This is a genomic window from Bacillus sp. PK3-067 (genome assembly GCF_056738645.1).
In genome coordinates this window covers 2,717,713-2,739,903 of record NZ_CP096490.1, presented here as the reverse complement: position 1 = coordinate 2,739,903, position 22,191 = coordinate 2,717,713, and the positions used below count along the sequence as shown (strand labels likewise).

Sequence of the window (22,191 nt, the reverse complement as noted above, 5' to 3'; positions counted from 1 at the left end):
ATTTTTAGTTACGTGTCCTAGATTATTTTTAGGGAATTTGAAATGGAGAAATTCAATGAATGATGTTGTGGTATATATGAATAAATTGAATATAAAGTAAAAGAGGGTCTGCAAGGGAAGTTGCAGACCCTCAAAAGGGTATTGCCGAGATGTCGGACTCGACTACGTAATGTTATCATAAAATTCTTTTGAAAAACCCTGGTAAATGTGTCCAAATGAAATTAGGACCTTCATACAGTCAAAGGGACCTGCTTCCCGCGGCAGGCCCCAATAACTAGATAATGTCGATGAGCAAAAAACTCATCTGGAGTACTTTTATAGTAACAAGTAAAATGTCTTTTGTGTATTGAGAAAGAAGAATTGCATAATTATATGTGAACAATTTAACTCCCAACAATTCATGATTATCATGAATTGTTGGGAGTTAAATATGGTTATAAAATGGAGAAAAGACTTGGAAGTGAGATCGAGGTACACAGAAGTATGTAATCATGAAAAAGACCTGCTAATATAAGCAGGTCAACTTAAGGGGTTTATCCAACAGATTATTATATATGGTAACAACTGAATTGTAGTAAGTCTATACATTTAATATTGAGAAAAATTCTGTGAATGATATATTTTTTGCGCATATATTAACGTCTAAAAAGTTGAGAAAGAAAATTAAAAAGCTTTTTATAAGAGAATAATGGCTGATACTTATAGTATGATTCATATTTCCACGCATCATTATTAGAGAATTGGAGTTTTTGTGTTTTCGTTTTCGCTGTGATGGAACTCATATTACGATGCTTCATATAGTAACCTCCTGAATTTATATGTATACGATTAGTAGTATTCAAGAAAGGGAAATAAAATGAACATTTAAATTGAAACTCTTTCTTCTTGTGTACTGGATTTACGTTATAAATGTTGTAAAACATATAAAACACGGATGCTAATTCATATTAAATATAGAATAATGAAAAAACAATAAGCGTTTATCCATCCCTTTCAAGTCGCATAAGTGATTGATATAATAGAAGTAGATGAAAGATAAAGAAAAGCAGGTGACTCTTTTTTGTTTACTAAAGCACAAGAACTTTTAGCGTCCTACTTTGGTTATTCTTCGTTTCGAAGAGGACAAGATGAAACAATTAAAAATGTACTAGATGGGAAAGATACAGTTTGTATTATGCCAACGGGTGGCGGTAAGTCAATTTGTTATCAAATTCCGGCATTAGTATTTGAAGGCACGACGTTGGTTATATCTCCTTTAATATCACTTATGAAGGATCAAGTAGATACATTGGTACAAAATGGCATTTCAGCTACATATATTAATAGTTCTATTTCTATTGCTGAAGCAAATCAGCGAATTCAATTAGCGAAACAAGGACATTACAAATTACTTTATGTCGCGCCTGAGCGTCTTGATTCGATGGAGTTTGTTGACCAACTTATCGATATGAAAATCCCTATGATTGCGATTGATGAAGCACACTGTATTTCACAGTGGGGACATGATTTCCGTCCAAGTTATTTACATATACATCGCATATTAGATTATCTTCCAGAAAAGCCGCTCGTATTAGCATTAACAGCAACAGCAACACCGCAAGTACGTGATGATATTTGTAATACACTTGAAATTAATAAAGAAAATACAATTATGACAACGTTTGAGCGTGAGAACTTATCGTTTTCTGTTATTAAAGGGCAAGATCGAAATGCATATTTGGCGGATTATATTCGTCAAAATCAAAAGGAATCTGGGATTATATATGCAGCTACTAGAAAAGTAGTCGATCAGTTATATGAAGATTTAATGAAGGCAGGAGTTTCTGTATCAAAATATCACGCTGGTATGAGTGATATTGATCGCAATGAGCAACAAGAACTCTTTTTACGAGATGAAGTAAGTGTAATGGTAGCAACATCTGCATTCGGGATGGGTATTGATAAATCGAATATTCGTTACGTAATTCATTATCAGCTTCCAAAAAATATGGAAAGTTACTATCAAGAAGCAGGACGTGCTGGTCGTGACGGATTAGATAGTACATGTATATTGTTATATTCTTCTCAAGATGTACAAGTACAGCGTTTTTTAATTGATCAATCAACTGGAGAATCACGTTTTTCAAATGAACTTGAAAAATTGCAAAATATGACCGATTACTGTCATACAGAACAATGTTTACAATCATTCATTTTGCAATACTTTGGAGAAGAACCGAAAGAAGATTGTGGACGCTGTGGTAATTGTACAGACAATCGCGAGAGCATCGATGTGACAAGGGAATCACAAATGGTTTTATCATGCATGATTAGAACGAACCAACGCTTTGGAAAGCAAATGATAGCGCAAGTATTAACTGGGTCGAAGAATAAGAAAGTTATTGAATTTAATTTTCATACTTTACCAACGTATGGGCTTTTATCGAACCGTAGTGTAAAAGAGGTCAGTGAGTTTATTGAGTTTTTAATTTCAGACGAGTTAATTGCAGTTGAGCATGGCATTTATCCGACGTTAAAAGTAACTGAAAAAGGGAAAGAAGTATTACTTGGTAAAGAGAATGTTTTACGAAAAGAACGAGTAGAGACAAGACAAATTGTTCAAGACCATCCTTTATTTGAAGTGCTTCGTGAAGTACGTAAAGAAATTGCACAAGGAGAAGGTGTACCTCCGTTCGTTATTTTCTCTGACCAAACATTAAAAGATATGTGTGTGAAAATGCCGCAAAGTGATTCCGAATTGTTGACGGTAAAAGGTATCGGAGAACACAAACTTGTGAAATATGGCTCGCACTTCTTACAAGCAGTTCAGCATTTTATTGAGGAAAATCCAAATTATGCTGAAACGATTAAGACAGAAGTAGTTTCAGAGCGTAAAAAGTCAGGAAAAGCGTCCGCAAATTCTCATTTAGAAACGTATGAAATGTATAAACAAGGTATTGATTTGAATGAGATTGCAAAAGAACGTAACTTATCAAGACAAACAATCGAAAACCATTTAATTCGCTGCTATGAGGATGGAATGGAAGTAGATTGGAAAAGCTTTGTTCCATCAGAGTATGAATCTCTTATTGAAACTGCTGTTCAAAATGCAGATGGTGGTCTGAAATCTATTAAAGAACAGCTTCCGAATGAAGTGAGTTACTTTATGATTCGTGCTTATTTACAAATAAGAAAGTAGAGGCATATAAAGGGGATAAGAATTTATGTATCATGTTTTCGTTTATGGCACGTTAAGAAGAGGACAAACGAATGCTCATTATATGCTAGGTGCAACATGCATCGCAGACAGAGCTTGGACATATGGCAAATTATTTGATACGAACGAAGGATATCCGGCCATGACTTATTCGATTGAAGAACAGGTGTATGGAGAAGTTTATGTAGTAAATGATGAGATATTGTGTAAGTTAGATGAACTAGAAGAATATACAGGTAATGCGGAGACTGATTTATATGATCGAATCACGCAAACAGTATATGTTGCTGATAGGGAAATTGAGGCATATGTGTATATCGCTCAAGATAAAAAGATGTTAAAGAAAGTGATAGACTCTGGTGACTGGCTTATGTATCAAAAAATATAATAAGGTAGTTTTAAAAATTGGAAAGCAGATAATGACGAATTCATTATCTGCTTTTTATTGTGTGAATAATTGTCGTTCTCTTTTTATTCTTATAGTTCTTAGTACGATTCCAATTCCGAGAAATAAAACAGTAGCAGCGACCCCGCTAATAGGATTTAACCAAAAATCACTACTGTTTGTAAGGGTAATAATCCCTGTTAGGGTAACTAAAACAGTAGGAACAGCATCCTCAATCGCATGCATGATAACGCATGGCCAGACGGATTTTGTAAGTCTATATATTTCAACATACATAATTGACCAACAAACCATAAGGATACAGCCAGATAAAAGCATATTTAATCTTGAGATAGATTCAAAATATTCATTTGGCAAAAAGACTATATAATATGCAGCATGCCAAAGTGCCCAAATGAAACCAGAAATAATATAAATGTACCAATCGTTTAGATTTAGTTCAATCAACTTTGGAGTTAAATAACCGCGCCAAGAAAACTCTTCAAAAATGTTTTTAATAAAGTTACCAATAGAAGACATGACTATGAGTGACAATAACGTGGATATATCAAAACTAGAAATATGAGCTACTCCAAAAATGAGCGATATGCTTATCGTTATTACTGTAACGAATGGATAAATAAGTAGTGCAGTGAAATACCATATAAAGTTTCCTTTCAAATTTGGTTTGATGCCAAAATCATTCCAATCTCGGCTAATAACTCTAAGTAAAATGCTTACGAGGAAAGGTAATATTAGCCATAATCCCATACCTAAAGTGTTTCCTTCAGGTTGATTTGTTAGAAGAGAATCTAGAAATACCCCAATCCATCCACTGGCCAAAACAGTGAATACAAAAATAAGTAAATATAACTTTAGTGATTTCTTTTTCGCGACATTCATTTGAAGAGCCTCCTTTACTTTTATTTATCCTACTATTTATGGGCAGTAAAACGCCCATTGATTAAATTCTTTAATTTTTACAATGTTTTTTAATAGATAAATTAAATAGGAGACAAATAGAAAGTAGTATCTTTTGCATGCATCATTATACTATATGTGTATTTGTGTGATTTAGATGTTGCATATTCTTTTTAAATTAGAAAGATGAAAAGTAAGTTTTTTCGGAAAATTTAAATAGAAACTATTGACTTTATGATTGGATTTTTAATACAATGATACTTCGACTGAAAAATTAGAACGGACAGGAGGGAATCGTCGAAATGAGCAACATATTTGAAGATGAGTTACAAAAAATGAAGGATACTTTACATACGATGGATGAGCAATTGGATAAGCTTGAAAAAATCCCAGTTTATTATGGAGAAGATTTTAAAGAGCAAATTCTTGAAAGTATGAGGGAGTCTAATAGACAAAACTTACGTATTGGTGTGCAAGAGCCGTACTTTGGAAGGTTAGATTTTCAGGAAGATGGAAAAGAAGAAGTTATGCCGATTTATATCGGAAAAGTAGGGGTTTCGGATATGGACACGATGAAGCCAATCATTATCGATTGGCGGGCACCTGTCGCAAGTATGTTTTATTCATTTACCGGTGGAGACGAATTAGCATTTTATCAATCACCAGATGGGCTAGTAGAAGGTGATGTGTATTTAAAACGAAACATTTCCATTCGAAAAAGAGAACTTGAACGTGTTGTTGATACATATGTAAAAGGAAATGAAGATGTATCGCATGCCGATGATTTTCTTCTATATCGATTAGGTGAGAATAAAGATAATAAGCTAAAGGATATTGTTTCAACGATTCAATCGGAACAAAATGATATTATTCGAGCGGAAAGAAATTTACCATTACTTATTCAAGGGGTTGCAGGGAGTGGAAAGACAACAATTGCTTTACATCGCCTTGCTTTTTTAATTTATGAATATCGTGAACAACTAGAAGCAGAAAGAATGATCGTATTTGCGCCGAATAGTCTGTTTTTAGACTATATTTCGAGTGTACTTCCTGAATTAGGTGTAGGGAATATTAATCAAACAACGTTTCCGGATTGGGCATTACGTACGTTAGATGATTCAGTGAAACTAAAGCAGACAGAAGAAAAATTGAAAGAAGCATTTTCAATTAATCGTGATGAAAAGAAGGTAATGCTAGGTAAATTAAAGGGTACGTTGGAATTTAAGACGTTTATTGAAGAGAGAATGATCCAATTTGAAAATGAGTTAGTTCCGACAAAAGATTTTGAGGCGTGGGATAGCGCGATTATTCCAGTAGAAGATATTAAAAAATGGATGCAAGTTGAATATAAACATTATCCTTTACAGAAAAGAAGAGAACGATTAGTAGGACGAATGAAGCGCTGGATTGAAATTGAGCTTAAAAAATTCGGGGAAACAAACGAGAAAAAATTACTAAAAAAAGAAGCGACTAAGAGACTGAACGCATATATGAAGTTTTGGCCGAAAATGAGTGCTCTTTCACTGTATAGTTCAATAGTAAAAAGTAAAGAAATACTTGAGGCATTACCTGAAGAACTTGTTAAAGAAACAGAAAAGAGTTGTCGTAAAAAAGAAGTGTATGTAGAAGATTTACCAGCTTTAATATACATACATCATCGTATAACAGGGATTGAAATCGGGCAGAAGTTTCATCACGTTGTTATTGATGAAGCGCAAGATTTTTCGCCTTTCCAAGTTTATGTATTAAAAGAAATTACATTAGGTAATTCTTTCACTATATTAGGTGATTTATCGCAAGCGATTTATGATTACCAAGGAATTGAAGATTGGAATGCTTTTAAGGAAGTATTCCAAGAAACCGGTTATTATGAATTGACAAGAAGTTATCGTTCTACAAAAGAAATTATTGAATTTGCAAATGAAATAATTAAAAATGCAGAAATCCCAGTAGGACTCGCAACACCAGTCTTCCGCAGTGGAGAAGATGTGAAAGTAATTCATGCAGAAAATCAATTTACTGAAATTGTGAAGACGGTAAAACATTTGCAAAATGCAGATGTGAAAACAATTGCGGTAATCGGAAGAACAGAAGATGAATGCCGTGATATATATGTGAAATTAACAAATGCAGGATTAACGGTCAACGTAATTGAAGCAAACCAAAGTAAATATGAAGGTGGTATATCAGTAGTACCTGTCTATTTAGCGAAAGGTTTAGAATTTGATGCGGTGCTTTTAATTGATGTGGATGAAGAACATTACAAAAACACAAAACATGATGCAAAATTACTATATGTCGGATGTACGAGATCACTTCATGACTTATGGATTTTCCATAGTGGGGAAGCGTCACCTTTAATTAAAGGATTAAAATAAAGTGGAACTATAATCAGTGGGGAGTTTTACTGCAAGCTAATGTGGGATAAATATAAAAAGAGGATTTCTATTACTGTCTACTTAACAGGGAGATGACCATGAAGATCCTCTTTTTATATTGAAATTAATGTTCAATTTTAAACGAATAAAGCCATTAATATTAAATTTTGGTAGCTATCATCTAATTTTACACCCTTTGCTTTTCTACCCTCTTCAAAGAAGCCTAGATTCTTATATAACTGGATTGCACCTAGATTATCTTCCATTACCTCAAGACAAACTTTTTCAATCTTACTGTTATTTTTAGCCCAATTGATTAACGTTTCTAGAAGAGCTCTTCCGATACCATAATTTCGATATTCAGGTAGTATGGTCATCGCAAAAGCCCCTTGATGACTAATTTTTTCTTTGTTTCCGTTCTTAAAATCTATTGAGCCGACTAACTTACCATCAACTTCAGCAATAAACTGTACATAATTTGGATTTTCATGATAAGCTTTTAACGTTTTTTGAATAGCATCGATACGCTCCATACATCCTCAACCGTACTTAGCATGTATGGAGCGTTTATTAAAGCTTTTGAAGCAGAATCTAGTATTCTTTCTGCATCCTGTTCTTTAGCTTCTCTAATTAGTATTGTTTTTCCATCCTTAGATTTATAAGTAAAAACATTAGTTGATAAGATACTACACACACCCTTTCGGAATATAATTAGTTGAATTTTTTAACTATCGTACGATTATTAAGTAAGAAAAAGTCGTATCACCTTTTTCTTCAATCGCTCTGCTTCAACTTAATGACGATTATTTCAGATATTTTTAATTTTTACAAGAATTTATTCCGTTATATAGCCTGATTGTTTAATAATATGACTGGCGTTTTTTAAACAATTTTATTATGTTTTAAACAACTTTATTATCTCTGTACAAGATGAACTAACGACTTGAGCTGTTGTGTAAATAATATACAATGACCTTTTCTAATTCCTTAGTTTGTTCTTTTTTCCGTACACGAACAGCATCTACTGGAATTTGTGTATGTTTTAACCAATCTAGAATTAAGTGTAGTTGTTCTTGTATTTGACCAATGTTTTGCTCCTTTATGTTCTTATTCTGAATTCTATTAATTAATTGAAGCATATAGGGAAGTTTTTCTATACATTCGCTTAAATCTCCGCAATAACCTGAAGGGAATTCATGTGTACCAAATTCTAAAGTATGGATGTAATTAGAAACTAGGTATATCATAGCTTCTTGTTCGGTATCACCACCTAATTCAATCGCTTTTCGAAGGAATTTTTCTAAATCGTCATCTTTATTGCTAGAGTCCATATAAATTCCTATCCATCTAAAAGGTCTTGAATCAATCGGGTTGTTTTCTGTCCATCTATATAGAATGTCAATTAGAAAACTATTTAGTGAGAAAGTTAAGACCTCATCTTTTTCGTTTAATGCATCTAAAATAGTAAACAACGAAATGGCAAACTCTTCTTGATCTTTTGATTCCCATTTCTTTGCATTTGAAATAAATGTCTCTAAATGTTTATAAGCTAATTTTCGAAGTCCCGCTTCGCGATGCTGACAGTAACAAATAAAATCATGCCAATGTTCATTTGTATTCATATGTATAATAATAGTTTGTAATGCAGTGAGAGGTTTATCCATTATAAGTCCCCAATCTATTAAGCACGTGTTGAAAATTTAGTGTTATTATATCATTACATAAATTAAAGTGGGAAGAATTTAAGATGGATTTTATTGGTCGCGGGATCCAATTGATTGGTAATGTAGCAGTTCTAACAGGACTCATTATAGACTTTGAAGATGAAACGTAAAAAAATATTATGTTTATCTGGATATTAAGGTAATGAAATATTAGTATTTATTTAATTTTTAGAAAACATAGACTACAACATTAATAAATGGTATAATTTCCTTGTTATTGGAATTAAAATGAAAATATTAGAAGAAAAAGGATAGAGTTGGTTTTAATGGGGGATTCTGATCACAAAGAAACAAAGGCAATATTAAAGTTATGGTTTATTTATATACCACTTGCATTTGGAGAGTTTGTCTTTTCGAATATCATAGATTATTTAAAAAAATAAAGATTTTGCATTTGAAAAACAATTAACCTAATTTAATTGTTTTTTTATTTTTCTCTAATAAACCAAACAAAAATAAAGATTTTGAACAAGATGAAGTTTATGAAGGAAATAACGTTGATTAGGTGCTGAAAACGGGAATCATTCAAGCATGGTAATTCGCCATTTTTATAGCTTCCTATAGTGAAATGTTATGTTCACATCATATGTATACGATATTTGTAACTTAATATAGCATTACTGGAACTTCAAAATTAGTAGTTAAGGTTGCTACCTTTTAGAGTGCTATAGATATATAACTTAGCTAAAAAAGCAAAAATCATATAATTTGCGCTTTTTATTATCCGTTTTTTGGTAAATGATTATAGTTTTTGTCACATTAATACTGTACGATACATAGTATAAAACACATACTGTATGACATATAGTAATGAAAATGAGGTGAGTGAATGGATACTTTATTAAACTCGTTAATTACTGAGTTAAGAAGAGGGACATTAACGTTAGCTGTTTTAAGTCAATTAAGAACGCCGCAGTACGGATATTCACTTGTCCAGTTATTGGAGCAATCAGGGATTACAATTGATCAAAGTACTTTATATCCACTACTTCGCCGATTAGAAAAGCAGGAGTTAGTGACGAGTAGTTGGGATAAAACAGAGAGTAGACCTCGTAAGTATTATGTTTTAAGTGAATATGGATTAGAGATATTTTTACAATTGAAAAAGCAGTGGGTAAAGGATTCGAAAGAACTTTATAACTTATTAAAGGAGGAGGACGAAAATGAGTTTGATTGATATGTATGTCCATGAAGTTGCGAAGAGATTGCCTGAACAAAATCGTGAAGATATTACACTTGAACTACGGTCAACAATAGAGGATATGTTACCGGACGATTATAATGAGGAAGATGTGAAGAGTATACTCGAAAAATTGGGAAGTCCAGTTTCATTGGCTAATGGGTACTTGGATAGACCAATGCATTTAATTGGACCACGTTATTTTGATGTATATACGACGCTATTAAAAATGATTATACCAATTGCAGCTGTTATTGCGCTCATTTCAATGGTTGCAGAAAATTTTATAGGCTATAATGGTGATCAAGCGGTATTAAATGTTATTTTACAATTGATAGGTAAAGGTATAGGGGAAATTTTTGAAGTGGGTCTCCATGTATTTTTCTGGTTAACACTTGTATTTGCTATTTTAGAAAGAACTGATAAAGAAAAGGATCCACACCCATTAACAACAAGCTTAAAAAAATGGACACCAGATGACTTGAAAAATGTTTCGTATATCCCGAAGAAAAAGGCGATTTCAAAGTTTGAAGTTTTTGGAGGTTTAATGTGGACAGCAATATGGGCTACACTTTACTTTTATGCGAATCATCTTGTAGGCGTATATCATGGTACAGAAAACGGATTGAAGTTTGTCGCGCCAACGTTTAATCAAGATGTTTTGCTTCAATACTGGCCCCTAATTTTGGTTATGATCGTTTTCGAAGTAGCTATATCACTTTATAAGTTAGTACAGGGACAATGGACGAAAAGGTTGGCAATTGGAAATGCTATTCTTCAAGTAGTCGGAACAATCATATTCATTGTAATTGTAGTAAATCCACATTTATTAAACGCAGGATTTATTACGTATTTGGCAAATGCATTTACTATTTCCCCAGAGGAGTTTAAAACGTGGCTCATTGGGGGAGGAATTTTCTTCTACATGTTATCTGCTGCAATAAATATACTTGATGGTTTCCGAAAAGCTAGTATTCGTATGTAGATAAAAATCGGAAATTTCGATAAAATAAAACTATTGAAAAGATAGTGAAATAAGATGAACATGATGAAAGGAAGAAAACAATGATAAGGGAAGCAACGAAAAGAGATTTAGCATACATTTTAGATATTTATAACGATGCGATACTTTATACAACAGCTGTATATGCGTATAAACCTGTAACCCTTGAAAATAGAATAGATTGGTATGAACAAAAAAAGGCTGAAGGGTATCCAATTTTCGTATATGAATTAGATAATAAAGTAGTAGGATTTGCGACATTCGGCCCATTTAGAGCGTGGCCTGCTTATAAATATTCAGTTGAACATTCTGTGTATGTAGATAAGGCATATAGAAAAAATGGCATTGGGTCTTCATTAATGAAAGAATTAATCAAAATTGCAAAGGAAAGAGAGTATATGACCTTAATTGCTGGAATTGATGCAGAGAATGAGAAAAGTATTGCCTTGCATCAAAACTATGGATTTATTCATGCAGGAACAATAAAAAAAGCTGGTTATAAGTTTAATAAATGGCTAGATTTAGCTTTTTATCAGCTGGAACTTAACGGTCCTGAAAATCCTATAGAAGAATAAATATTTTTCGGTAGCAAGAAAAAATTCATGCTACCTTTTTCTTATTTTAATAGCTAATGAAAAGTTTTTTTACATTCAATGTTGAAATATTAGAAGTTAATATAACGATATAAAAAGAGGGATGGAAATGGAAACTGTTATAAATAAAATAAAAGAGGTACAATCTAATTATGTGGGAATGGCAATTTATTCTACAAAAGATAATCGGATAGTTGCTTCATATAATAATGAATTAAATATTCCGTTAGCATCAGCAGCAAAATTAGTCATTGGATTTGTAGTAACGCAAATGGTGAAGGAAAATAAACATAATTGGAATGATATACTTCATCACATTAAATTTAATCCGCATGAAGATAGTGCGCAGTTATATCCGCATTTACAAGGAAGAACTTCTTTAACACTTAGTCAAGCGGTAGAGGTAATGATTGCTTGTCATGATAGTTGCGTTGCACAGTCAGTTGTAATGCACTGTGGTGGATGGGATGCTGTGAAAATGTACGCACAAACGTACTTTTCAAAAATTTATATACAAGAGAATGCTAGAGATGAGAAAAATGTTGGAGAATTAAGTGAAGTTCTTGCCCTTTTCATACAAACCTTTCAAGGTTATAAATCAGAACCAGAATTATGGGAACCAATTATTAGCGGCATGGTAAGACAGAAAGGAGAGTATGAAGAAATCCCATATTATCATTTAGCTCATATGACAGGTGGATTACTCACAGCTACAATAAATATTGGTATTATAGGAATGTTTAACGAATTTCCGCTTCTTTATGTGATAGGGGGAAAAGATTTACCGAATCGAAGTGAAAATAAAGAGGTAGATGAAGCTTTTGCAGCAGTTTTAAAGTACATATACAAAGAATATAGTGAAAGCATGCTAGGAGTGAGCGATTGAAAAGAAACTTAAAGACTTCAACAATCATTATTTTAATTTTAACGATTATTGCTCTTGAAGTTGGAATCGCACTATATGATCACAATTTGTCATTAGATACAATTTACTTTGCAGCGATCCTTATTTGTATTGTATTGCTTTTTGGCACACGTGTTTCTGGAGAGAAAGAAAGTACATCGCAACGAGGAAGAAGAAAAACAGCTCTTATATTTTGGCCATCTATTTTATTGTCTATCGTTTGTTTTGCGGTTATAAGTTACATAAGGGTAGGATATGTCTCTGTACCAGGTATAATTGGCTTTTCATGCTTTGTTACATATGGTGGATTCGTATGTATTAGTATTTTAAAGAGAAAAAATAAAATGTAGATTACTAAGCTGAAAGGAAGCAATATAAATGAAACATATAAAGAACGGTACACGTACTGAAGGAGAATATATTAAAAATAAAGTTATTCAATATAATATGTCCATCTTAACAGATGAGGCAAGACAGACGATGGAAGAAGTACGCCTCGTAGTAAAAAATGAAGAAGGAAAAATTTTTGGTGGCGTAACAGGTACGATGTATTTTTATCACCTTCATATCGACTTTTTATGGGTTGATGAATCAGTTCGTCATGACGGTTATGGCAGCCAACTTTTACATGAAATTGAAGGGATTGCGAAGGAGAAAGGGTGTAGATTAATATTGTTAGATTCATTTAGTTTTCAAGCACCAGAATTTTATAAAAAGCACGGTTACAGGGAGTATGGTGTCGTTGAAGATCATCCGAAAGGTCATAGTCAGCACTTTTTTGAAAAGAGATTATAATAATATTATGTATACTGTTTGATAGGAGAAAGAATATGTACACGTATAAATTGCAACAAGAACAACCAATCTGTGCAGAAAAAATAAAGAAGCTTTATGATTCTGTCGGTTGGTGGCCAGAAAGAAAAGAAGTCGATATTGAAAAAATGTTAAAGAATAGTATAGCCATTGGAGTATGGGAAGAAAATGAATTAGTTGGATTTGCTAGAGTCGTTTCTGATGGTGTTTTTCGAGCATACATTGAAGATGTTGTCGTACATGAGAGTGTAAGAAATAAAGGTATTGGAGAGAAGATGCTTACAATATTACTTCGAGAAATATCTCATATTCATATTGTTAGTCTATTTTGCGGAGAGAAGCTAATAAAGTTTTACGGTGAGCAGCAATTTCAAGCAACGAAGCAAATTGTGATGCATCGTAATCAAACAGGGAAAGAATAAGAGGTGCCAATTAAAATGAATGCAACAAGAGCATACTGTTTATCGAAAAGAAAAGCGACAGAAGATTCTCCAGATGGTTGGAGTGCAACATGTATGAGGCTTAATAATAAAATATTTGCGATAGTAAATCATGAAGAAGGCGAAAAAGCTGCGATTACATTGAAGTGTGATCCAGAAGTCGCATTAAGAATAAGAGAAGATTATCCAGAAACCATTATTCCAGGGTATCATATGAATAAAAAACATTGGAATACTGTTTATATTCATAAGGATATAGTGCAGGAGCAAATTAATAAAATGATTGATTGGTCGTATGATTTAGTACTACAATCATTTTCAAAGAAAAAGCAGCAGGAGTTAATGGATTAATATGTATTAGGAGTGTGTGTAATGAAAGATTCGATTAAAGATACGTATGATAAATTAGCGAGTACATATAAAGAAAATCTAGATTTCGCAAATCCATATAACAGTTATTATGAAAGACCGGCGATGATGGAGCTTATTCCAAAGGAACTAGAAGGAAAAAAGATACTAGATGCTGGATGTGCAGCTGGATGGTATACTTCTCAATTCATAAAAAGAGGAGCAAATGTTACAGCAATTGATGTAAGTCCTGAAATGGTAAAAGCAGCAAAAGAAAATATAGGAGAAGAAGCAACGTTCCTTTGTCATGATCTGCAAGAAACATTGCCATTTAAAGATAATACATATGATGTGATTGTAAGTTCATTAACTCTTCATTATATAGAAAATTGGAATCAAGTATTTCAAGAATTTCGTCGTGTATTGAAGCCAGGTGGAGAACTTATATATTCTATTCATCATCCTTTTATGGATTTCACAAAGTTTCCATGTGAAAATTATTTTGAAAAACAGTTATTAATAGATACTTGGGTTAAACCGAATATTACTATTGAAGTCAAGTTTTTTAGAAGATCATTACAAGACATACTAAATGAAACTACAAATTATTTTGTATTAGAAGAGATAGTAGAACCGAAGGCAATTGAAAAAATGAAAGAAGTAGACGAAAAATCATATTATTATCTAAATACGAATCCACATTTTCTTATCATTAAAGCAACTAATAAATAGCTAGTAAAATAACTTTGTTTTACTAGCTATTTACAGTTTTACATTACATATTAGGGGACTTTAAAATGAATACGAAACGAAATAGAGTAGTATATGCACTATTTACTATAGTTATTATTATTTTAGGTCTTAGCTCAAGAAAGTTTTCTTTTGCACTACCACATCTATTAAATAATTACTTAGGCGATGCTTTATGGGCATTAATGATTTTCACTGGCTTTGGATTTTTGTTTCCTAAAACAGAGACGAAGAAGTTGGCTTTTATTAGTTTAATGTTTTGCTACGGGATTGAAGCGAGCCAATTGTATCATGCGGAATGGATAGATAGCATGCGTGCAACGACTTTGGGCGGACTCGTGTTGGGATACGGTTTTTTGTGGAGTGATTTAGTGGCCTATACAATTGGTGTTGGAGTGGGAGTACTGTGTGAGGTTATTTTTCGGAAGACATAAGAATTGTAAAAGGGGTATTTGTAAATGGAACAAGCACTGGAAATTGCAAAGTTTTGGTTTCAAAATGAACATGTCACAGCTACTGTAATTCAACAAAAAGTAGCGAAGGTTATATGCAAGAATAAAGAGTATATTTTAAAGAAAACAGGATCAATAAAGCAACTTCTAGTTGAATTCGATGTTTTGAAGCAACTGTATGAAAAGGGAATTAAAGTACAGAGAGTAGTAAAGACAGAAAATGATGAACAATATGTATTATATAAAGAAAAATATTATTGCTTATATGAGTATGTTGCCGGAAGTGTTTTAGAAATAAAAGATACGAATAAGCTGGAAAGGCTAGCAAGTACAATTGGAGAAGAAATAGCTAATCTGCACAAAGCATTACATTCGGTGAATAGTGACCATGAGTTAATAAAAAGAGATTTATATAGGATGGTATTTGAATGGGCTATACCGATTTTAGAAAAGAATGAGTATGTTCATCGAGAGGTAATTCAAAAGATGGAGCGAATGCACGCAGCTTTCAAGGAAACGGTCCATCCATTACCGAGACAAATTATTCATCGTGATATGCATCTATCAAATGTAATCTTTAAAGATGATAAACTGGAAGGGTTTATAGATTTTGAGATTTTAGAAAATAATGTAAAAATATTTGATTTATGTTATTGCTGTACAAGTATATTAAGCGAGCTATTTAGTGATGAAAGATTAAGAGGGAAAGGGTTACATATCGTTAGCAAAGTCTTTGAAGGTTATTATAAACAAAATGATTTAACGAAAGAAGAACTAAAAGCCATTTGGTATGTTATGCTTTCAATTCAAATTATCTTTATTGCTTATTTTGTCCAGTTACCAGATTCATTAAAGTTAAATGAAGAAATGTTCTTCTGGATTTTAGCTAATAAGGAAACTATTGAAGAAGTTATAGAAGGTATCGTAAAGGTATGAAAAAAATAATATTAATTGGTTCTGGTGGTTCAGGAAAATCTACATTAGCAAGGCAGTTAGGAAATAAATTAAATATTAAGGTGCATCATCTTGATGCATTATTTTGGAAACCGAATTGGGAAGGTGTTCCGAGAGAAGAACAAATAGCAGTTCAAAATAACTTAATTAAAGATGAGAAGTGGATTATTGATGGGAATTATGGCGGGACGATGGGTATAAGACTGAATGCAGCTGATACAATTATCTTCCTTGATATTCATAGAACAATTTGTATTTATCGTGCTTTTAAAAGAATTGTAAAATACCGGAATAAAACAAGACCAGATATGGGCGCGGGATGTGAAGAAAGATTTGATTTGCAATTTTTTAAATGGATATGGGAATATCCTAATGCTAAACGACCTACAATTTTAAAAGGGTTAGAGCAATTGCCGGAAGAGAAAAAGGTTATTGTTTTAAAATCTCCAAATGAGGTTCGGAAATTTTTAGAGCACATATAATTATAGAATGTAACACAAAAATTCTTTGTGAATCTTACCGATTAGTTTAATAAAACTAATCGTTTTTTATTATGAAAAATTTAACGCTTTTTGAAAATTCTATTTTGTAATGAGTATATGACTTTAAGTTCATATAAAATGAACGTTTGGAGGAATAGAAAATGACTAACGATTTAATTCAACTAATCAATTCATTAATGGTCAATATTCCAGCTGGAGAGGTAGTATTAAGAGATGATCGAATAAAAAAAGAATGGCTAGTACAAATTCAACCATTTCTTCTTGCAAAGTATGCTGTAACAATGGAACTATATGATGCTATTACAAATAGTACATTAAATAATTTTGATGAAAATCATAAACCAGTTGTCAATATTTCATGGAACGATGCCATTTCGTTTTGTAATGTACTTTCAAAAAAAGCGGGATTAAAAGAATATTATTCTATTAGTGATGGTGGTCAAATTGTGAAATGTAATTTAGGTTCAAATGGCTACCGATTACCATCTGAGGCGGAGTGGCAATATGCATGTAAAGCAAGTACAACCGGATATACATACGGGAAACTTCATGATATAGCGTGGTATAATGAAAATTCAAATGGAGAGATTCATGACGTTGGCCAAAAAGAACCGAATGCATGGGGACTTTATGATATGCTAGGGAACGTTTGGGAATGGTGTTATGATTTGTATGATGAAACAGTGTACGGATCATACCGTATTTTTCGTGGTGGTAGTTGGGCTGAAACAGCGAGAGGGTGCGGCGCTACTTGTCGTCGTCGAAGCCATCCTACATTTCATATAGATGATCTCGGTTTTAGACTCGCTAGGTCAATTTAGTAGGAACATGATACGAACAGCTAGGAAAAGAGTATGGAGAGAATCCGTACTCTTGCCAACATAGAAATGATTTAACGTAAGGAGTGTTTATTATGGCGCGTGTTTTATTTATTAATGCTGGATCAGAAGGACATATAAATCCAACTTTACAAGTTGTAGATGAATTGATTTCTCGTGGTGAAGAGGTCATTTATTTTTCAATAGAAGCTTTCAGGGAGCGGATTGAGAAGACAGGTGCTACTGTACGAACGATTGATGATCAAAAATTTATAAAAGCGTTTCTATCTGGAGGCAGAAATTATTTACAGGAAAGAATAAATGGCCTTCTACATACAGCGGATATTGTAATACCTAGCGTTTTAGAACAAATTGAAGGTGAACATTTTGATTACATAATTCATGATTCTATGTTTGGCTGTGGCCATTTAATTGCTCAAATCCTTAAACTTCCAGCCATAAATTCATGCACATCTTTTGCGCAGGATGAAAAATCTTTTGAGCAAATGTTAGGTCATCTATCAAAAAATATCCCAGTAGAAATTTATGATAAAATACAGAATGATTTTCAAAACTTAACGAAGGGAATTGCTGAAAAATATGGTGTTGAAATAAAATCATCGTATGAAGTTTTCTGTAATCCTGCACCCCTTACTATTGTATATACAATTAAGGAGTTCCAGCCTTTTGGTGATACTTTTGATGAAATATATAAATTTGTAGGACCATCTATCTCTGCACAAATGAAAAACAGAGACGTTGATTTTACTTCAATTGAAGAAAAAAGTCCGATTTATATTTCATTAGGTACTGTTTTTAATGAAGCGATTGACTTTTATAAACTGTGTATGAAGGCCTTTGAGAATAGTGAGCATACAATTGTTATGTCTATTGGTAGTGAAACAAAAATAAGTGATCTAGGCGAAATTCCTAAAAACTTCATTGTGAAAAACTATGTACCCCAAACTGAGCTGCTTACATATACGAAACTATTTATTACACACGGCGGGATGAACAGTGCGCATGAAGGACTGTATAACGGGGTTCCGCTCGTTGTAATACCGCAAAGTGCAGATCAGCCAGTAGTCGCAAAGCAAGTGGAGAGTCTTGGAGCAGGAATAAAATTACAAATGCAAGGATTAACTGCGGATCAACTAAGTGAAAGTGTAGAAATGGTATTAAATAATCCGTCATTTAAAGAAGTTGCTTTGAATTTGAAGAAATCTTTCCAAAAATCAGATGGATATAAGGAAGCTGTTGATGAAATTTTTATATTTGTAGGTCAGTGAAAAAATGAAATTATACATTAGAAAAGCATCTAAATAGGATGCTTTTTATTTAACTTTATAATTCTTATTTTTAATATCTAGTATGGTTAAAACTAAGGCACTGAGAGATATAAGTATAAGAATAAAAGTTAACTAGTTAAATGTATTGTCAATTATGAAGTAAAGATGATAGATAAATATATTCAAATTTTATTTTAAAATGTTAGGACTTAGTTTTACATGTTAGTAATAATTTCACTGTTTCTGCACAACTTCTGCACATACTCAGGTAATTTCTATGTCATGATATATTCATAAAGTGAAATATTTCACAAGAAAAATATAATTTCACTACGGTGTATGCATAATTAACACATACATCGGTACAAGTTTGTCTCTTGTTATTCTTTTACATCAAAGCCCACATTCCACTACAAAGTATAACAAGAAGGAGACATGAACATGAATAATCGATTTTTAAAACAACTACAAAATATGAAAATGAACAAAAAAAGTTTAGGAGCTGTAGCATTAACAGCTGGAATTATTAGTACGACACTTATTCCTCAAAATGCTTATGCGCACGGTTTTGTTGAAAAGCCTGGTAGCCGATCTGCTTTATGTAGTCCAACTTATGGTGCGCTAAATGTAAACTGTGGAAGTGTTATGTATGAACCACAAAGTTTAGAAGCTCCAAAAGGGTTCCCACAAGGTGGTCCAGTAGATGGACAAATTGCTTCAGCAGGCGGAAAATTTGGTGGTATTTTAGATCAACAAACAGCAAATCGTTGGTTTAAAAATACAATCACTGGTGGGGAAAATACATTTACTTGGAAGTATACTGCGCCTCACTTAACGAGTAAGTGGCATTACTATATTACTAAAAAAGGATGGAATCCAAATAAAGCGCTAACAAGAGCAGATTTTGAACCAATTGGAACAGTACAACATGATGGTTCTGCAGCTTCAAATAATTTAACTCATAAAATCAATGTACCTACTGATCGTAGTGGATATCATGTGATTTTAGCAGTATGGGATGTAGCTGATACAGCAAATGCATTCTATAATGTAATTGATGTTAATCTTATTAATGATGTGAAACCAGACATAGAAGCGCCAAGTATTCCAAATGGACTTCAGACGCAAAAAGTAACAGCGAATAGTGTAGAACTAACATGGAACGCTTCTACGGATAATGTAGGGGTAAAAGGATATCAAATCTTCCGTAACGGAGAGATGATTGATACAGTACTAGGCACTCATTTTATTGATAAGAAATTACAACCAAGTACAGAATACTCTTATACTGTAAAAGCAATTGATGCAGCTGGCAATGTATCGAAAGAAAGTGCAGCGCTTACAGTAAAAACGACAGTTGAGACTCCTGATACAGAAGCACCAACACAACCAAAAGGATTACATAGTATGGGAACGACAGCGTCAAGTGTGGATTTAATGTGGAGTCCATCTGACGATAATATTGGTGTAGACCATTATGATATTTATAGAGAAACAGAAGGGGCAATGAAAAAGATTGCAACATCCAATACAACTTCTTATTTGGATAAAAATCTGCTCGCTAATACTACTTATAAATATGTAGTGAAAGCTGTTGATGTAGCTGGAAATGAATCCGTACAGAGTGATATATTCACAATTACTACAAAAACTGAAAACGCTTCATATGAAGCGTGGGATGCAAAAAAAGCATATAAAAAGGGAGATAGAGTTCTGCACGAAGGAAAAGTATATGAAGCAGTCCAGAGTTATCAAGGAAATGGTGATCCAAACTGGATTTATGCATTATCATTATGGAAAACAGTGTAAGCTTTACTTAGGTATGAACTAAGAGATGATGGGCTTTGATGCAAAAGGAAATCTTGAGAATTCACTTTTCTATTAATAAAAAAAGGTAGTGTATGAATACATAAGATTCATACACTACCTTTTTATTATGATAATACTTTCGTCATAAGTATATGTGGAATGCCATCTTCCATAAATATATCAGAAGAAGTTTGATAACCTAGTTTTGTATAAAATCCTTCAGCTTGTGTTTGACCGTGTAGTTTCACTTTTGTAACTTGTTTGTTACGAGCAAGTTCTTCTAACGTTTGAATGATGACTTTACCTAATCCGTATGTACGATAATCTTTTAAAATACAAATACGTTCTAATTTTCCGACACCATCAACAAATCGTATACGCCCTGTGCCTACAGGAAGCTCATGATAATAAACTAAAATATGTTTACATTGCTCTCCGATTTCATCGAATGTATCAAATTCATCTGCAAGAGGGACACCTTGTTCTTTTACAAATACTTCTTTTCGAATATGAAAGGCAGTTTCTAAATCAGCAAGTTCTGTTATAAGTTTGGATTGCAAAATGTTCAGTCCTTTCTAATGTAATCAGCTTGTGTTTTCATAGTATATCATAATAAAGCGCTATAAAGAGAAGAACATACTAAAAAGCCAACTTTAAAAAGTTAGCTTTTATTACAATTCCTTTATCCCATTTTTAGCGCCGATAATTACTTTACTCGTCATACTTATAAATAACCCTGTTTCAACTACACCAGTAATCATTTTTAATTGAGTGTGTAAATGGGCAGGATTAGAAATATGATTAGGGAATATACAATCGATAATCATGTTATTGTTATCGGTTATATAGGTTTCATTATTTTTCAAACGTAATGTTGTTTGACATCCTAAAGACTGAATTTTATTTTCGGTTTGTTTCCATGAAAAAGGGATGATTTCAATAGGTAATGGAAAAGTACCTAAATGTGTTACAAGTTTCGATTCATCAGCAATGATAATTAGTTCTTTAGAGGAAGAGGCAACGATTTTTTCACGAAGTAATGCACCGCCACCGCCTTTTATAAGTTGTAAATTTGAATCAATTTCATCCGCTCCATCAATTGTAAGATCAAGACTTTGTACGTCATTTAACGAAATTAGGGGGATATTTAGTTGATGTGCTAATGCTTCAGTTTCCTTTGATGTCGGTACAGCTTGAAATGATAATCCTTCTTTTACACGCTCACCTAATTTTTGTATTGTCCAATATACAGTAGAACCTGTACCAAGCCCAATCTTCATGCCATCATTTACAAAGTTAGCGGCATATTCGCCAGCGAGCTGTTTTAAATTCATCGCTTTACTCCGCCGGACGCGGTCCAGCATCAAGACCTGAATTTTCAACTGTAAGTACCGGACGAACGACTATATCTTTATGTACACGCATTTGACAAGATAATCGTAAATGATCTTCAATCCCTTTTTCCGTCATTGCATGTTTCTCATTCGCACTCGCTTCACAGAAATCACCTGCTAGTATTTCTACTCTACAAGTTGTGCAACGTGCATTCCCGCCGCAACGATGAAGAATGTTGACACCGCTATCTTCAATTGCTAATACTAACTTTGTTCCTTCTTTCACATCAAAAGTTCCCGCACCTTCAATTGTTAATTTTGGCAAATTTGTTCCTCCTCACGTAAAATTGTACATAACATATTTATGACCGCGAATTATTGAACATAAACATTATTT

General features: G+C 33.0%; 24 protein-coding genes and 1 pseudogene. 18 read left to right on the top strand and 7 right to left on the bottom strand.

Annotation, left to right across the window (positions count from 1 at the left end):
- Positions 1-635 precede the first annotated feature (635 nt).
- Positions 636-797: a hypothetical protein gene (locus M1D73_RS14085; protein ID WP_000682743.1), complete on the bottom strand. Its 162-nt coding sequence runs from the start codon at positions 795-797 to the stop codon at positions 636-638.
- Positions 798-1,060: 263 nt separating this feature from the next.
- Between M1D73_RS14085 and recQ the strand changes: the two genes are divergently transcribed.
- Complete coding sequence (gene recQ / locus M1D73_RS14080; protein WP_000494260.1) at positions 1,061-3,178, top strand: DNA helicase RecQ; 2,118 nt, start codon at positions 1,061-1,063, stop codon at positions 3,176-3,178.
- Positions 3,179-3,203: 25 nt separating this feature from the next.
- Complete coding sequence (locus tag M1D73_RS14075; protein WP_000274908.1) at positions 3,204-3,584, top strand: gamma-glutamylcyclotransferase family protein; 381 nt, start codon at positions 3,204-3,206, stop codon at positions 3,582-3,584.
- Positions 3,585-3,638: 54 nt separating this feature from the next.
- On the opposite strand, the gene M1D73_RS14070 is transcribed toward M1D73_RS14075, so the two are convergent.
- On the bottom strand, positions 3,639-4,484 hold the full coding sequence (locus tag M1D73_RS14070) for a CPBP family glutamic-type intramembrane protease (protein ID WP_001099767.1): 846 nt from the start codon (positions 4,482-4,484) through the stop codon (positions 3,639-3,641).
- A 320-nt stretch (positions 4,485-4,804) separates the two neighbouring features.
- Between M1D73_RS14070 and M1D73_RS14065 the strand changes: the two genes are divergently transcribed.
- Positions 4,805-6,880, top strand: a complete 2,076-nt coding sequence (locus M1D73_RS14065) for a HelD family protein (RefSeq protein WP_000065173.1) — start codon at positions 4,805-4,807, stop codon at positions 6,878-6,880.
- Between the two features lie 137 nt (positions 6,881-7,017).
- Here M1D73_RS14065 and M1D73_RS14060 read toward each other — a convergent pair.
- Together M1D73_RS14060 and M1D73_RS14055 are read right to left on the bottom strand one after the other, a co-directional pair.
- Positions 7,018-7,574, bottom strand: a pseudogene (locus tag M1D73_RS14060) (GNAT family N-acetyltransferase).
- A 241-nt stretch (positions 7,575-7,815) separates the two neighbouring features.
- Positions 7,816-8,544, bottom strand: coding sequence for a hypothetical protein (locus tag M1D73_RS14055; RefSeq protein ID WP_000360493.1), 729 nt, complete (start codon positions 8,542-8,544; stop codon positions 7,816-7,818).
- 889 nt (positions 8,545-9,433) lie between these two features.
- Here M1D73_RS14055 and M1D73_RS14050 point away from each other — a divergent pair.
- From M1D73_RS14050 to M1D73_RS13980, 15 genes are all read left to right on the top strand, one after another.
- Positions 9,434-9,781, top strand: coding sequence for a PadR family transcriptional regulator (locus M1D73_RS14050; protein ID WP_000380296.1), 348 nt, complete (start codon positions 9,434-9,436; stop codon positions 9,779-9,781).
- Positions 9,768-10,769: an HAAS signaling domain-containing protein gene (locus M1D73_RS14045; protein WP_098771352.1), complete on the top strand. Its 1,002-nt coding sequence runs from the start codon at positions 9,768-9,770 to the stop codon at positions 10,767-10,769. Before M1D73_RS14050 ends, M1D73_RS14045 begins: the two co-directional genes overlap by 14 nt.
- A gap of 80 nt (positions 10,770-10,849) precedes the next feature.
- On the top strand, positions 10,850-11,362 hold the full coding sequence (locus M1D73_RS14040) for a GNAT family N-acetyltransferase (RefSeq protein ID WP_000617522.1): 513 nt from the start codon (positions 10,850-10,852) through the stop codon (positions 11,360-11,362).
- Between the two features lie 127 nt (positions 11,363-11,489).
- Positions 11,490-12,266, top strand: a complete 777-nt coding sequence (locus M1D73_RS14035) for a serine hydrolase (protein WP_121868273.1) — start codon at positions 11,490-11,492, stop codon at positions 12,264-12,266.
- Complete coding sequence (locus tag M1D73_RS14030; RefSeq protein WP_000827997.1) at positions 12,263-12,634, top strand: hypothetical protein; 372 nt, start codon at positions 12,263-12,265, stop codon at positions 12,632-12,634. The genes M1D73_RS14035 and M1D73_RS14030 overlap by 4 nt, the downstream gene beginning before the upstream one ends.
- A 28-nt stretch (positions 12,635-12,662) precedes the next feature.
- Positions 12,663-13,079 (top strand): GNAT family N-acetyltransferase, encoded by a 417-nt coding sequence (locus M1D73_RS14025; RefSeq protein ID WP_000680537.1) that lies wholly within the window; start codon positions 12,663-12,665, stop codon positions 13,077-13,079.
- Positions 13,080-13,114: 35 nt separating this feature from the next.
- Complete coding sequence (locus M1D73_RS14020; RefSeq protein WP_000288973.1) at positions 13,115-13,519, top strand: GNAT family N-acetyltransferase; 405 nt, start codon at positions 13,115-13,117, stop codon at positions 13,517-13,519.
- A 15-nt stretch (positions 13,520-13,534) separates the two neighbouring features.
- Complete coding sequence (locus tag M1D73_RS14015) at positions 13,535-13,888, top strand: MmcQ/YjbR family DNA-binding protein (RefSeq protein WP_000994621.1); 354 nt, start codon at positions 13,535-13,537, stop codon at positions 13,886-13,888.
- 21 nt (positions 13,889-13,909) lie between these two features.
- On the top strand, positions 13,910-14,617 hold the full coding sequence (locus M1D73_RS14010; protein WP_000655262.1) for a class I SAM-dependent methyltransferase: 708 nt from the start codon (positions 13,910-13,912) through the stop codon (positions 14,615-14,617).
- 65 nt (positions 14,618-14,682) lie between these two features.
- Positions 14,683-15,069, top strand: a complete 387-nt coding sequence (locus tag M1D73_RS14005) for a ribosomal maturation YjgA family protein (RefSeq protein ID WP_001093458.1) — start codon at positions 14,683-14,685, stop codon at positions 15,067-15,069.
- A 24-nt stretch (positions 15,070-15,093) separates the two neighbouring features.
- Positions 15,094-16,023 carry a phosphotransferase enzyme family protein gene (locus M1D73_RS14000; protein WP_000434080.1) on the top strand — a complete coding sequence of 310 codons (930 nt, stop codon included), beginning with the start codon at positions 15,094-15,096 and terminating at the stop codon, positions 16,021-16,023.
- On the top strand, positions 16,020-16,523 hold the full coding sequence (locus M1D73_RS13995) for a DNA topology modulation protein (RefSeq protein WP_000720556.1): 504 nt from the start codon (positions 16,020-16,022) through the stop codon (positions 16,521-16,523). Before M1D73_RS14000 ends, M1D73_RS13995 begins: the two co-directional genes overlap by 4 nt.
- A 161-nt stretch (positions 16,524-16,684) precedes the next feature.
- The gene (locus M1D73_RS13990) at positions 16,685-17,365 is read left to right on the top strand and encodes a formylglycine-generating enzyme family protein (RefSeq protein ID WP_000180354.1); all 681 of its coding nucleotides are present in this window, start codon (positions 16,685-16,687) and stop codon (positions 17,363-17,365) included.
- A gap of 92 nt (positions 17,366-17,457) precedes the next feature.
- Positions 17,458-18,651, top strand: coding sequence for a macrolide family glycosyltransferase (locus tag M1D73_RS13985; protein ID WP_098212918.1), 1,194 nt, complete (start codon positions 17,458-17,460; stop codon positions 18,649-18,651).
- Between the two features lie 441 nt (positions 18,652-19,092).
- Entirely contained in the window at positions 19,093-20,460 is a 1,368-nt protein-coding gene (locus M1D73_RS13980; RefSeq protein WP_001065145.1) for a lytic polysaccharide monooxygenase, read from the top strand.
- Positions 20,461-20,585: 125 nt separating this feature from the next.
- Here the strand turns inward: M1D73_RS13980 and M1D73_RS13975 are convergent, their stop codons facing one another.
- From M1D73_RS13975 to M1D73_RS13965, 3 genes are all read right to left on the bottom strand, one after another.
- Positions 20,586-21,020, bottom strand: coding sequence for a GNAT family N-acetyltransferase (locus M1D73_RS13975; RefSeq protein ID WP_001190865.1), 435 nt, complete (start codon positions 21,018-21,020; stop codon positions 20,586-20,588).
- Between the two features lie 111 nt (positions 21,021-21,131).
- Complete coding sequence (gene rpiA / locus M1D73_RS13970; RefSeq protein WP_001049982.1) at positions 21,132-21,794, bottom strand: ribose 5-phosphate isomerase A; 663 nt, start codon at positions 21,792-21,794, stop codon at positions 21,132-21,134.
- A 4-nt stretch (positions 21,795-21,798) separates the two neighbouring features.
- Complete coding sequence (locus M1D73_RS13965; RefSeq protein ID WP_001125388.1) at positions 21,799-22,119, bottom strand: 2Fe-2S iron-sulfur cluster-binding protein; 321 nt, start codon at positions 22,117-22,119, stop codon at positions 21,799-21,801.
- Positions 22,120-22,191: the final 72 nt, after the last annotated feature.

Bases quoted from the DNA above. Each gene is read 5' to 3' on its own strand.
- M1D73_RS14085 (WP_000682743.1), bottom strand. From the start codon at position 797: ATGAAGCATCGTAATATGAGTTCCATCACAGCGAAAACGAAAACACAA.
- M1D73_RS14075 (WP_000274908.1), top strand. From the start codon at position 3,204: ATGTATCATGTTTTCGTTTATGGCACGTTAAGAAGAGGACAAACGAAT.
- M1D73_RS14070 (WP_001099767.1), bottom strand. From the start codon at position 4,484: ATGAATGTCGCGAAAAAGAAATCACTAAAGTTATATTTACTTATTTTT.
- M1D73_RS14065 (WP_000065173.1), top strand. From the start codon at position 4,805: ATGAGCAACATATTTGAAGATGAGTTACAAAAAATGAAGGATACTTTA.
- M1D73_RS14055 (WP_000360493.1), bottom strand. From the start codon at position 8,544: ATGGATAAACCTCTCACTGCATTACAAACTATTATTATACATATGAAT.
- M1D73_RS14050 (WP_000380296.1), top strand. From the start codon at position 9,434: ATGGATACTTTATTAAACTCGTTAATTACTGAGTTAAGAAGAGGGACA.
- M1D73_RS14045 (WP_098771352.1), top strand. From the start codon at position 9,768: ATGAGTTTGATTGATATGTATGTCCATGAAGTTGCGAAGAGATTGCCT.
- M1D73_RS14040 (WP_000617522.1), top strand. From the start codon at position 10,850: ATGATAAGGGAAGCAACGAAAAGAGATTTAGCATACATTTTAGATATT.
- M1D73_RS14035 (WP_121868273.1), top strand. From the start codon at position 11,490: ATGGAAACTGTTATAAATAAAATAAAAGAGGTACAATCTAATTATGTG.
- M1D73_RS14025 (WP_000680537.1), top strand. From the start codon at position 12,663: ATGAAACATATAAAGAACGGTACACGTACTGAAGGAGAATATATTAAA.
- M1D73_RS14020 (WP_000288973.1), top strand. From the start codon at position 13,115: ATGTACACGTATAAATTGCAACAAGAACAACCAATCTGTGCAGAAAAA.
- M1D73_RS14015 (WP_000994621.1), top strand. From the start codon at position 13,535: ATGAATGCAACAAGAGCATACTGTTTATCGAAAAGAAAAGCGACAGAA.
- M1D73_RS14010 (WP_000655262.1), top strand. From the start codon at position 13,910: ATGAAAGATTCGATTAAAGATACGTATGATAAATTAGCGAGTACATAT.
- M1D73_RS14005 (WP_001093458.1), top strand. From the start codon at position 14,683: ATGAATACGAAACGAAATAGAGTAGTATATGCACTATTTACTATAGTT.
- M1D73_RS14000 (WP_000434080.1), top strand. From the start codon at position 15,094: ATGGAACAAGCACTGGAAATTGCAAAGTTTTGGTTTCAAAATGAACAT.
- M1D73_RS13995 (WP_000720556.1), top strand. From the start codon at position 16,020: ATGAAAAAAATAATATTAATTGGTTCTGGTGGTTCAGGAAAATCTACA.
- M1D73_RS13990 (WP_000180354.1), top strand. From the start codon at position 16,685: ATGACTAACGATTTAATTCAACTAATCAATTCATTAATGGTCAATATT.
- M1D73_RS13985 (WP_098212918.1), top strand. From the start codon at position 17,458: ATGGCGCGTGTTTTATTTATTAATGCTGGATCAGAAGGACATATAAAT.
- M1D73_RS13980 (WP_001065145.1), top strand. From the start codon at position 19,093: ATGAATAATCGATTTTTAAAACAACTACAAAATATGAAAATGAACAAA.
- rpiA (WP_001049982.1), bottom strand. From the start codon at position 21,794: ATGAATTTAAAACAGCTCGCTGGCGAATATGCCGCTAACTTTGTAAAT.